This is a genomic window from Paenibacillus luteus (genome assembly GCF_006542765.1).
GTDB lineage: Bacteria > Bacillota > Bacilli > Paenibacillales > Paenibacillaceae > Pristimantibacillus > Pristimantibacillus luteus.
In genome coordinates this window covers 266,619-278,333 of record NZ_SKCD01000033.1, presented here as the reverse complement: position 1 = coordinate 278,333, position 11,715 = coordinate 266,619, and the positions used below count along the sequence as shown (strand labels likewise).

Here is an 11,715-nt window from a genome sequence, read left to right as displayed (position 1 = left end):
GTCCAACCGATGAAGTTTATTCACACTCCGAAAATAGCTTTCGGCCACTCTTCGTCATAAAAGCTTTCTCAACCGACGCATCGCGATCCCTGCGGATCAGCTGCGAAGAAGCTTTCTCTCTGGCTAACGGGCAATGGCTTACTTCATTTCGTCAACGTTTTTACAACTATGTAATTACAGCTGATTATTTTAAAATTATAGCCAGACCCCAACGGCCTGTCAAATAATCTTTCTCCGCACGTAATACGCGAACATATGCTGAATAATGACCTTGCACGCCGCAAAAATCGGAACGGCCAAAATCATCCCTACGATCCCCGCGATTTCCCCGCCGACAAGCAGGGCGAAGATGATCGATAAGGGATGCATATGTAGTGTCCTGCCGACCACCTGCGGAGAAATGACGTTGCCTTCGAGTATTTGGCAAAGTACGTTAATGATGCCTACAAATATGACCATCTTTATGGAAACCGTGGACGCCATCAGCAAAGCGGGAGCAGCCCCGAAGAAGGGGCCCAGATACGGAATGACATTCGTGATCGCCACGATACCGGCAAGCAGCAGGGCGTAAGGCATGCCGATAACCAAATATCCGCAATAAGCAAGAACGCCTACGATGATGCAAACCAGGAACTGGCCTCGGATATAGCTGCCAAGGGCTGTATCAATGTCCTTAAGCAGCCTTACTGTGTTTTTGCGGTGCGATTTCGGCACATAAGTGATGACCGTCCGTTCAAACACATCAAAATCCTTTAGAATATAGAAGGCGAGAAACGGAATAATGAATGTGATAAACACCGCATTGACCATTGATCCGATATTGTTGACAAAGTTGAACAGGCTCTCCGACAGCTTTTTTTCAATATGAACAAGAGACTTGTTAAGCCCGCCACGGATGCTCTCCGGTAAAAAGGAGGTATTGTTAATGTCGGTCACGATATTTTGGGCGCGCATGGACAGCTCCGGAACATGCCTGTTCAGCTCTTGCACCTGCTCTATGAACATCGGAATTAAATTAACGAGCAGCACGGTAATCATTGCGCAAAAAACAGCATAAATGAGCAGCACCGCTATCGTTCTTGGCACTTTCCGATCATGCAGCATCGTTACAATTGGATTAAGGACATAAGAAATAATCATGGCAATAATGAATGGAGCCAGCACGGCCTTCAGAAAAATATAAACATTCACAATGAGCGGCTTAATTTGCAGCATCAAATAAATCGCGAGCAACCCTAATATGAGGTAGATCAGCCATACAAACAGACGGCTCTTCGTAAATCGCTCCACCGCCCTCACCCCCGAACATTCTTTATCCCGCTAGGCTAAGAAAGCCGGACAAGCGGAACTAGTTCAGTATATGTAAAAGCGGTATAATTCATCCTCGAACAGCAAAAAAAAGACGGCCAGTGACCGTCTTTCCATATTCGTAAATATTCTTCCATTATATCAGTTGACATGTACCTGAGTAATTTCCTCTTCGAAGAACAGGTCGTCAAGCGAGCTTAACGTGCCGTCCTCTTCCACTTGGTATACCGACATTTTCTCGCCGTTAACCGTCAGCTCAATGAAGCAGCCCCAGCAATAGAACTGGTGGGAACCGATTTTTCCGATATCTTTCGAATTGCAGTTCGGACATCTCATCATCTTTCATTTCTCCCTATTCTCTGAAATTGGAAGCTGCGACAGGCTCCAATTCCGCTTCACTGACAGCAGGAACAATAATCGCGTCTTCCCCGAGTAATACGTTTTCCGGATCACTCGGCGCTCTCAGCCATCTGCGCCCTTCCATCAGATCCGAAACAAAACCGTCCGTAAGCTCGTAGCCTACTATTTGTGTACCCTCTTTTGGGTAAAAATAAACATCGGACACTCGGCCAAGTTGCTCGCCCTGTACCGTTATAACGGGTAAATCCTTTAATTTCACTATACCTGTGTAAAAAGAGCGCAGCATTTGCTTCGACTTCATCCGAACGATCTCTGCTTCACTTGCGATAATAACGGCGTCCTCACCGCAGGATAACACGTGGGGCCACTCCACTATTCTGACAGATGAAACAAACCACCTGGGACAATCGAGTATTAGGCCTTTCAGCTGCCAATGCTCGTCGAACCAAGCATCCTTAACGTTTCCAACAAGCTTGCCGGAATGGATGACGATGACGGGAAGTCCAATAAGCCGTTGAAGTTTAATCACGCTTAGCCGGATTCCTCCTAGTAGTTATTACGAATACGCCTCACGATTGTTCCAACTTTTTGTGCGGCATCTTCTAATTCCTCCAGAGTATTCCCCAAACCGAAGCTAAATCTTACAGCAGAATCAATTTGCTCTTGTGGCAATGCCATTGCCCGAAGCACATGCGAACGCTCCAATGCGCCGGATGTACAAGCAGAACCGCTTGCAGCGGCAATGCCTTCCATATCCAAATTCATAAGCATGGTTTCTGTATCCACACCGATAAAGCTGATATTTACGATATGAGGCAAATAATGCTGGTCGCTGCCATTGATGATCATAGGCACTTCAACATGCTCTCTGAGCAGCTCTATCCATCTCTTACGAAGCTTGTCCATAAAAGGTTGCTTATTTTCCCGCTCGTTCACACAAATGTCAACAGCAGCCGCAAAACCAACGATACCCGCGATATTCTCCGTACCGGCACGGCGTTTGCGCTCCTGGGAACCACCATGCTGGATAGCGTCTACCGGCGTCCCTGCGGCGACATAAAGAGCGCCAACACCCTGCGGTCCGTTAATTTTATGAGCTGAGAAGCTCATCAAATCGACGGGGAGTTCATTCAGGCGGTAGTCCATCCAGCTCAAAGATTGGACCGCATCCACATGAAAAATCGCACCGCTTGCTTTGGCGATTTGCCCGATTTCTTCGATCGGTTGCAGCGTGCCTACCTCGTTGTTGCCATGCATAATACTGATAAGGCCGGTTTCGGGCGTCATCGCCGCTTGTATAAGCGCTGGGAAAGTTTGTCCGGTATAGTCAACAGGCAGTACCGTTACCGTGAATCCTTCTTCCTTCGCCAACCATTCACAGGTATGAAGCACGGCGTGATGCTCGCCTGCCGACGTAATGATATGAGTTTTGCCTCGTTTGCGCTGCGCGCGTGCTGCTCCAATCAATGCGGCATTGTCACTCTCCGTACCTCCAGAGGTAAATAACAGTTCAGCAGGCTTGCAGCCCAAGGCTGCAGATATCGAATCACGCGCCCGGTTAAGCTGGTGCTTGGCCGCCCTTCCGAACGCATGCATACTAGACGAATTGCCGCCAGGTCCTTGCATAACCGCGAGCATCGCTTTAGCGACTTCGGGATGCATGGGCGTAGTGGCGGCATGATCAAAATAATGGTTTCTCATAGGCTCAGCTTCCTTTATTTGTAGAACATCTACGTGTTTTCATTGACAAGAGTATAGCACAAACATCTTTCATATACAGCCGCATGATAAACGAGAGCTTCGCTGGCGGTTGCGGAGCAAAATGGTTCAGAAAACATGTAAAAAATCTCGCGTGCTTCCTAAACATAATCGAGCGGTCAGCAATGGCTGACCGCTCGAAATGGATGACAGAAAATAATTTTCGCCTAATCGTAGAAAGCCATCTAAATGTAGAACATGTAGCTATCGGGCTTGCCTTCATCTTCAAAATTGATAAGATCAGCCAGCGTTGTCGAATCAAGCACCTCGGCAATGCTGTCGCGAATGCGCAGCCATAATTGACGCTTCGCCGGGTCATCCTCTTCCGTAAAGTCTACTGGTGAAATCGGACCTTCCAGAATACGAATAACATCGCCTGAAGTTATGGATTCAGGGTCTTTAGACAAGATATAGCCGCCATATGCGCCTCGAATACTTTTTACCAGTCCTGCATTTCGCAGTGGTGCAACCAATTGCTCCAAATAGTGTTCGGAAAGCTGATTTCGTTCAGCAATGCTCTTAAGCGAAGTGGGGCCTTCCCCAAATTTAGCCGCGAGCTCCATCATGATTGTTAAGCCGTAACGGCCTTTCGTCGATATTTTCAAAGTGACACCTCTTTTATTGTTTTTATCTCTTTATGACTTGTCCGTTAGCTCTATAAACCTCTGTATTCCCATTTCACTTATATGTTAACATATCCTGCAGGACTCGTGTGCAAAAAGGTTGACATCTTCATGAAAAACTTTTCAGCCTATGTTACAATAATAATTGTTTGATTCGAGCAAGGTGGTGTTTAGGATGGAAAAACCAAAATCTTCGACAAGAGTTGTCGTCGGCATGTCAGGCGGCGTGGATTCTTCTGTCACTGCCCTGCTGCTGAAGCAGCAAGGTTATGACGTTGTCGGTATTTTCATGAAAAACTGGGACGATACCGATGAATTCGGTCATTGTACAGCGGAGGAGGACTCGGAAGATGTCCGCCGCGTATGTGAGCAAATCGGCATTCCCTACTATACCGTTAATTTTGAACGGCAATATTTTGACAAGGTATTCACTTATTTCCTGGATGAATATAAGCGCGGTCGGACGCCGAACCCGGATGTCATGTGCAACCGTGAGATCAAGTTCGGCGACTTTCTACAGCGCGCCTTAGAACTTGGCGCGGACTATTTGGCAACAGGGCATTACGCTCGTGTCGACCGCAGCGAAGATGGCGTGACGAAGCTGCTGCGCGGCGTGGATTCCAATAAGGATCAAACTTATTTCCTTAGTGCCCTAAACCAAAAGCAGCTTGCGAAAGCGATGTTCCCGATTGGGCATCTTCCGAAGCCCGAAGTGCGGCGAATCGCCGAAGAAGCCGGCTTGTATACCGCGAAGAAGAAGGACAGCACGGGCGTCTGCTTTATCGGGGAACGCAACTTCAAAACCTTCTTAAGCGGCTATTTGCCAGCTCAAGCTGGCGATATGATCGACGTTGAGACTGGCGAGAAGAAAGGTCGGCACGATGGTTTGATGTATTACACCCTTGGACAGCGCCAGGGGCTTGGCATTGGCGGATCGGGCTCTGGCCTGCCTTGGTTCGTCGCCGATAAGGATTTAGAACGCAATATTCTCTATGTCGTGCAAGGAGAACAGCATCCTAGCCTTTACTCGGAGAGCTTAACGGCAAGCGGCATGAACTGGATGGTTTCCGTAGGCGAGACGCTACGCTGCACTGCAAAGTTCCGTTATCGCCAGCCAGATCAAGGCGTTACCGTATCGGTAGGCGAGGACGGCAGCGCTCATATCGTATTCGATAAGCCGCAGAAGGCCATTACGCCTGGACAAGCAGTCGTCCTTTATGACGGCGAGGTTTGCCTCGGAGGCGGTACGATTGAAACCGTCCAGAAGATTAATGCAGCGGCCGGAGCAGTAAAGCAAGCTTAATATAGGAAGCCAAACACAACAAGGCTGTCACGCATCCAACTGATGCAAGTGACAGCCTTGTTTATTTGCCGCATGACTGGTTCAGCCCCATCTTTGCTCTCCCTCCGGCCTTCGGACCAGCATACGAACAATCAGCCTAGAGATACGCAGATGATCGGTCTCCTCAATGATAAATTCGCATATTTCAGCATAATGGACAGATTGGTTATGAAGCGGCGGAATATCGATTTTCGAATAAATCCATCCGCCGATCGTATCATAATCATCCGTCTCAATAGCGAGGCCAAAGAAGCTGTTTACTTCTTCGATCAGCATCAAGCCGCTGATTGAATACGTATCATCCTCCCGTTTCTCAAGCTGCTCCCTCTCCTCATCAAACTCATCTTGGATTTCTCCTACGATTTCTTCCATAATATCTTCAAGCGTGACCAAACCGGAAGTTCCGCCATACTCATCAATCAAAATGGCGATTTGCGATTTGCGCTTCTGCATCAGCTTGAGCAGCGTACTAATTTGCATTGATTCGGGAACCGTCGTGATCGGTCTCGTAATTTGCCTAATATCATGCAGGCTCTGACCCGTATCCTTAAGCAAGTCCTTGATGTGCACAAAACCTATAATGTTGTCCTTGTCATTTTCACATACCGGATACCGCGTGAGCATCTGCTCCAAGGCGAGTCTTTTGTTGTCTTGCAGCGTATGGCTCGTGTTCAGGCATATCATCTCTGTTCGGGGAATCATAATCTCGCGGGCGTTCGTTTCTGTAAAATCAAAAATATTGTCAACGAGCGTGAGCTCCGTATTGTCGATTAGTCCGTTTTTGTGGCTCTCCTTCATGAGGATCCGGATTTCATCTTCTGTATGGGCCGAATCCTTTTCGGTTGCAGGCTCGATGCCAATCCTCTGGAGAAGCTGGTTAGCTGCCGCATTCAAGAGCCAGATAAAAGGATACATCAGCTTGTAAAAATAGAGCAGCGGCATTGCTGTAAACTGCGCAACCGTTTCTGCTTTGCGGATAGCCATTGTTTTGGGCACCAATTCACCTAGCACAAAATGAAGCACGGTAATGATCGCAAAGGCAATCAAGAAAGAAATCGTATGGATGAAAGCCTCATGATGAACACCGACAAAACCAAATAAAGGGTCAAGCAACACGGCAATCGCAGGCCCCCCGATCCATCCAAGACCAAGCGAGGCAAAGGTAATCCCAAGCTGGCAAGCAGATAGATAGGCATCCAAATTCCCCTTCATAGGAGATGCTAATTTAACCCACTTAGTCCCCTCTGAGGCTAGGGAATCGACTCGGCTGCCTCTGACTTTGACCATCGCAAACTCCGCAGCGACAAAAAAACCGTTCATCAGAACAAACAATAAAATAAGCGCCAAAGCTAAACCGTTCGGTAATGGGTCGCTCAACGATTCCCTGCCACTGACTAACCAAGCGTGCCTGGTGCAATGGCAGGTGCACCTCCTTTTGGAACAAAGATACGGCGATCTTTGTGTGATGTAAGTGCTCCCCTAGATGCCAAGCCGCCGCGTCGATTAATAGGAAGAAAAGTAAGACGTTCGCAAGTCTGTAATTATGTGTATTCTTCATAGGTTAGCCATTATACGCAGAAACCGAGCTACTGCTTGCGTTTTTTTGTGGCAGCGGAGCAGAGATCTTCTAGAAATGTTCATAAAGCCGCAACGATTTGATCATTTAATGGCAAGCTAACACCGGATGGAATCTGTTATAATGCAATCAGCTAAGAAGCATGGCTGTCCATAAACTTTGTAGGAGGATTACAACAATGAAACGAATTCTTTTGATTTGTCTCGCTATGCTATGGCTTGTACCTAGCGTTGCATTAGCCCATTCCAAACTGGAGAGCGCGGTTCCCGCACAAGATAGCACTGCTGCCGTCACGCCAGAGCGCATAGAGATGACTTTTAATACCAAAATAGAAAGTCTCAGCAATTTCAAACTGCTGAATGCGGCAGGAGAAGAAATGGAAAAAGGTAAAACGGAGGTCGATGGCATGACGATGAGCGCTTCTGTGCCGTCTGTTCTGCCTAACGGCATTTACAGCGTAAAATGGACAATTATCGGCGCTGACGGCCATTCCGTGGAAGGTGATTATTCGTTTACGGTGGAAGCGCCTCTCGTAACTGATGAGCCGACAGCCGAGCCGGATACTATAACGGAATCACCTGCAGTTACCGAATTGCCATCGCCTTCCCCTGAAGCTAGCGCAGCCCCAGACAGCGGCAACGAATCCGCTGCAAGCAGTGATGATACGAATTACACTCCTGCGGTTATAATCGGAACCATTATTGTCATTGCTGCTGTTGTATTAATGCTTCGGAGGCGCAAATAATGATTTATATCAGCGAAGGGCTGCTTTATGTTTGCTTCGCGATTTTAACCGGCTCCTTCATCCTTCGGCTCGTGCCGGAGGATCGGAGACCGACCGTGCAGGTACCGAACGGCTTGCTGCTCGCATGCGCAATTGCCATTCCTATCCTGTCCTACGTTCCGATTCATAAGCTCGCGCTCGTCTTTGCCAAAGATTTTGATATGACTTATGGCTCTATACTGAAGAGCATTTTGCTTGATATTAATACCGGTAAGGCATGGATATGGTCAACGATTGGTTCAGCCGGGTTAGCCTTCCTTCTCGGTCTCAAAGCATTCCGCGATGACAAGCATATGCCCAAGGTGGCTTTGTTCGTCACCTTTCTGCTAATTGTGTGGCTTGGTTATGCCGGTCATGCTTCCGCGCTTTACGGGTTCAAAGGACTCGTTACGCACGCAGCCCACTTTCTGGCTGTGAGCGTATGGATTGGGATATTGCTCGTTGCCAGCTGGTTCTCGAAGGACAACGCCCATTGGCATGCGTTTCTGCGCTGGTTCTCTCCGGTTGCCATCGTTTGCGTACTTGTCACGCTGCTTGCAGGCTTTGTGCTCATGACGTTCACTACGCCTGAGTACGTCAATGCCTGGATGCTCCCTTACGGGCAAATGCTCCTGATTAAGCATTTATTCATTTTACCGCTGCTGCTGTTCGCGTACACCAACGGATTTGGCTACAAAAAATGGGCAGACAGCAGCTCTTCTTTTAATCCAAAACCGTGGCTGAAAGCGGAAAGCATTATTGCACTGCTCGTACTGGCCGCAACTGGCGTGCTTGGCCAACAAGCCCCGCCGCATAACGTAAAGGAAACGCTTCAAACCGCATCACCATCACCTTTATTTACCGCCATCTACAAAGGCAGCTTCAGTCCTGATATTGCATTAAAATTCACACTGCCGCTCGAGAGCATCCTGATGCTTGCTGCAGCCGCGGTGATGGCAGGCGGATTAGTATGGATGTACCGGGTCAACAAAGTGATCCCTGCATTTGCTATGGGCCTTCTGACGGCCATATTCGGTTATTTCGGACTCATGTTCGCTATTGCGTAAATGATTCAAGCAGTTCCATATTTATTACAAAAAACAGCTGGGCAGAAGCGCTTGAACGATGAACCTCTTGTAGGCACCGTTCAGCTAATCCTGCTCAGCTGTTTTTGGTAGTCGTCGCTTCCTGCTACTTTACGCATTTGCAGCAATCATTCGAATTAATCTAGATCTATATAAGATGAACTAAAGTTTCTCGTTTTGGTCGCTGCGCGAGTAGATCATTCTATGAATTCAGGGTTGCAGTCAGATTCTTAGATTGACTAAAACCTGTAAAGGTAATAATCCGGCTGCTAAGGCGAACACTTCATTTCTCCAAATCGATCTTCTCGTTTCGCATATCCTTCATTTCTTTCGTTCAACTTATCTATGTCTCCAAAAACCAGCATTTTCAGTTCATTTGGGGCCGTGGGGCTAGATTAGATCTATTTTTTAGACCTATTTCGTCGATTTCGGCTTTCTTCGCCAGATTAGATCTAAAAATTAGATCTATTTCTCCAAAACCCAGCCATATCCAGTTGATTTGGGGCCTCGGGGCTGGATTAGATCTATTTTTTAGACCTACTTCATCGATTTTGGCTATTTTAGCCAGATTAGATCTAAAAATTAGATCTATTTCTCCAAAAACCAGCATATCCAGTTGATTTGGGGCCTCGGGGCTGGATTAGATCTATTTTTTAGACCTATTTCATCGATTTCGGCTATTTTCACCAGATTAGATCTAAAAATTAGATCTATTTTTCCAAAACCCAGCCATATCCAGTTCATTTGGGTCCGCTGAGCTAGATTAGATCTATTTTTTAGACCTATCTCATCTATCACATCTATTTCATCTATTTCATCCGTTTCTGCTATTTCTGCTGAATTTTCCAGACAAGTGATGACCATGGGAATCGAACAGCAGATTAACAGTAACTGGAAAAACGGCTGAGCTAACAGAAAAGTTGCCGGATGTATGAAAGCGATCAAACGATTTACTTACATACTGTGAAGCTGATACAGTGATCGATATTGCGGAGATGATTCGTAAAACCCTGTAACGATGAGCACTACCATCCAATCTTACTAATGAAAGGGTTGGATGGCTTCATGAAGATGTCTCTACAGGCACTCCTGAACAGTTGACTCCCGAGCAGACGATGATATCGAAACTTCCACATGAAGTTTGGCTTCCCGACAAGCACAATTGGACGCTGGCTCTGGCTTATTTCAAGCGTGATTTTGAACGAAGCTGCACTATCACGAGTATGGCCAAATGGCTTCACCGATTGGATCTCCTGGTTTACCAGACCGATGTATACGCTGGAAGCTGCCGATGAGGGCAAGCAAACAAAGTTCGTACGCGAACGGTTTCCTCACTCAAAAAAAAAAGAAGAATGAACGACGAAATCCACCAACTTCTGTTTGAACACGCCAGTACAAATGACGATTAACTCTGGAGGGAATCCCCAATTATAAATGGGCTATCCTTGACTGACAATGCATCTGTATGGAATTCTGCTTTCAGAAACTAATGATATCTAGAATCATTAGTTGAAATTATACAGCTTTCCTGTAGGCATAATTTTGCGCAATAACACTGAATTTACTGGTTACGGCGCTTTTGCTGGTTTTGCTTGATCTTGTCTTCCATGCCTTGCTCGGTCGCTTTGTAGAACGTCATGCTGCCAAGCGTATTCGGCAGATACTGCTGCTTTACATAATGATTGGGGAAGTTATGCGGATACTGGTAACCCTCATGTCCTAGCTGTTGAGCCCCTTTATAGTGGGTGTCCCTTAAGTGAAGCGGCACCTCGGCGCCCCCTGCGCGTTCAATTGCCGCTTCCGCATTGCCGATCGCCATAGCGGTAGCATTCGATTTCGGGCTCTCTACCGCGAATAAAATCGCCTGTGAGATGTTGTATTTTGCTTCTGGCCAGCCGATTTTGTGGTAGGCATCCATCGCCGTAACCGCCTGAATCATCGCCTGCGGATTAGCAAGTCCGATATCCTCGCTGCACGCAACGATCAATCGGCGGATAAAGGTCATCGGGTCCATCCCCAGCTTCTCTACCGCGTACAGAAACCAAAACAAAGCTGCATCGCTGGAGCCCCGCACGCTTTTGTGAAACGCCGACAGCACGTCATATTGCGTGGACAGATCCGCACGAATGGACGGCTTCCGTATGGACTCCTGAGCCACTTCAAGAGTTAGGCGCACCGAACCATCCATTTCTGACGGCGTGGTCACAGCGGCCAGCTCCAAGGCATTCAACGCCCTTCGGATATCCCCGCCAGCCATAGCAGCGATATGACGCAGCGCATCTTCATCCGCTTGCAAATCCATAAAACCCAGCCCGCGTTCACGATCGACCAGCGCCCGCTTCATTGCCTCATACGCATGCCCTTCTCCAAGCGACTCGAGCTGGAACAACGTCGATCTCGACAGAAGAGCCCCATTGACATGGTGGAATGGATTTTCCGTTGTCGCCCCAATAAAAATAATGATGCCCTGTTCAACGGCAGGCAGCAGCGCATCCTGCCTTGCCGTATTGAAACGGTGTACCTCATCCAAAAAAAGGATCGTCTTCTTACCGTACATTGCTTTATTAGTACGTGCCTGATCGATGACCTCGCGAACATCCTTTACGGACGCATCCACCGCGTTCAGCTTTACAAACTCGCCTGCTGTACGCAAAGAAATAATATGTGCGAGCGTCGTTTTACCGCAGCCCGGGGGGCCATATAACAAAATAGAGGATACCTGATCGCCTTCAATGGCCCTTCTTAACAGCTTGCCAGCTCCGACGATATGCTCCTGCCCAATATATTCATCCAGCGTTTGCGGACGCATGCGGTCCGCAAGCAGCCTTGCGCGAGGCAACTCCGATTCTTGATAGGAAAATAAGTCCATTGTTCTGCCCAACCTTCTGCCTTCTGTTCCT

At 47.6% G+C, this 11,715-nt stretch carries 11 protein-coding genes; 4 read left to right on the top strand and 7 right to left on the bottom strand.

Features of this window, described 5'->3' with window-relative positions:
* Positions 1–219: 219 nt before the first annotated feature.
* From E0496_RS23465 to cymR, 5 genes are all read right to left on the bottom strand, one after another.
* On the bottom strand, positions 220–1,290 hold the full coding sequence (locus E0496_RS23465; RefSeq protein ID WP_141504193.1) for an AI-2E family transporter: 1,071 nt from the start codon (positions 1,288–1,290) through the stop codon (positions 220–222).
* A gap of 159 nt (positions 1,291–1,449) precedes the next feature.
* The gene (locus E0496_RS23460) at positions 1,450–1,647 is read right to left on the bottom strand and encodes a hypothetical protein (protein ID WP_139990934.1); all 198 of its coding nucleotides are present in this window, start codon (positions 1,645–1,647) and stop codon (positions 1,450–1,452) included.
* A gap of 13 nt (positions 1,648–1,660) precedes the next feature.
* Entirely contained in the window at positions 1,661–2,197 is a 537-nt protein-coding gene (locus E0496_RS23455) for a PRC-barrel domain-containing protein (RefSeq protein WP_141504192.1), read from the bottom strand.
* A 17-nt stretch (positions 2,198–2,214) separates the two neighbouring features.
* The gene (locus tag E0496_RS23450; RefSeq protein WP_141504191.1) at positions 2,215–3,369 is read right to left on the bottom strand and encodes a cysteine desulfurase family protein; all 1,155 of its coding nucleotides are present in this window, start codon (positions 3,367–3,369) and stop codon (positions 2,215–2,217) included.
* Between the two features lie 242 nt (positions 3,370–3,611).
* The gene (gene cymR, locus E0496_RS23445) at positions 3,612–4,031 is read right to left on the bottom strand and encodes a cysteine metabolism transcriptional regulator CymR (RefSeq protein WP_141504190.1); all 420 of its coding nucleotides are present in this window, start codon (positions 4,029–4,031) and stop codon (positions 3,612–3,614) included.
* A 193-nt stretch (positions 4,032–4,224) separates the two neighbouring features.
* On the opposite strand from cymR, the gene mnmA reads away from it, so the two are divergent.
* On the top strand, positions 4,225–5,352 hold the full coding sequence (gene mnmA, locus E0496_RS23440) for a tRNA 2-thiouridine(34) synthase MnmA (RefSeq protein WP_141504189.1): 1,128 nt from the start codon (positions 4,225–4,227) through the stop codon (positions 5,350–5,352).
* An 81-nt stretch (positions 5,353–5,433) separates the two neighbouring features.
* Here mnmA and E0496_RS23435 read toward each other — a convergent pair whose 3' ends face one another.
* Positions 5,434–6,768, bottom strand: coding sequence for a hemolysin family protein (locus E0496_RS23435; RefSeq protein ID WP_141504188.1), 1,335 nt, complete (start codon positions 6,766–6,768; stop codon positions 5,434–5,436).
* Between the two features lie 377 nt (positions 6,769–7,145).
* Between E0496_RS23435 and E0496_RS23430 the strand changes: the two genes are divergently transcribed.
* The 3 genes from E0496_RS23430 (at position 7,146) to E0496_RS23420 (ending at position 10,171) form a co-directional block, all read left to right on the top strand.
* Positions 7,146–7,712 carry a copper resistance CopC family protein gene (locus E0496_RS23430; protein WP_161601530.1) on the top strand — a complete coding sequence of 189 codons (567 nt, stop codon included), beginning with the start codon at positions 7,146–7,148 and terminating at the stop codon, positions 7,710–7,712.
* Positions 7,712–8,797 (top strand): copper resistance D family protein, encoded by a 1,086-nt coding sequence (locus E0496_RS23425; protein ID WP_141504186.1) that lies wholly within the window; start codon positions 7,712–7,714, stop codon positions 8,795–8,797. Before E0496_RS23430 ends, E0496_RS23425 begins: the two co-directional genes overlap by 1 nt.
* A gap of 1,152 nt (positions 8,798–9,949) precedes the next feature.
* Positions 9,950–10,171: a hypothetical protein gene (locus tag E0496_RS23420; protein ID WP_141504185.1), complete on the top strand. Its 222-nt coding sequence runs from the start codon at positions 9,950–9,952 to the stop codon at positions 10,169–10,171.
* A gap of 205 nt (positions 10,172–10,376) precedes the next feature.
* On the opposite strand, the gene E0496_RS23415 is transcribed toward E0496_RS23420, so the two are convergent.
* The gene (locus E0496_RS23415) at positions 10,377–11,684 is read right to left on the bottom strand and encodes a replication-associated recombination protein A (protein ID WP_141504361.1); all 1,308 of its coding nucleotides are present in this window, start codon (positions 11,682–11,684) and stop codon (positions 10,377–10,379) included.
* Between the last annotated feature and the right edge of the window lie 31 nt (positions 11,685–11,715).

Coding starts and splice junctions, on each gene's coding strand:
- E0496_RS23460 (WP_139990934.1), bottom strand. CDS start 1,647: ATGATGAGATGTCCGAACTGCAATTCGAAAGATATCGGAAAAATCGGT.
- E0496_RS23450 (WP_141504191.1), bottom strand. CDS start 3,369: ATGAGAAACCATTATTTTGATCATGCCGCCACTACGCCCATGCATCCC.
- mnmA (WP_141504189.1), top strand. CDS start 4,225: ATGGAAAAACCAAAATCTTCGACAAGAGTTGTCGTCGGCATGTCAGGC.
- E0496_RS23430 (WP_161601530.1), top strand. CDS start 7,146: ATGAAACGAATTCTTTTGATTTGTCTCGCTATGCTATGGCTTGTACCT.
- E0496_RS23425 (WP_141504186.1), top strand. CDS start 7,712: ATGATTTATATCAGCGAAGGGCTGCTTTATGTTTGCTTCGCGATTTTA.
- E0496_RS23420 (WP_141504185.1), top strand. CDS start 9,950: ATGAAGTTTGGCTTCCCGACAAGCACAATTGGACGCTGGCTCTGGCTT.
- E0496_RS23415 (WP_141504361.1), bottom strand. CDS start 11,684: ATGGACTTATTTTCCTATCAAGAATCGGAGTTGCCTCGCGCAAGGCTG.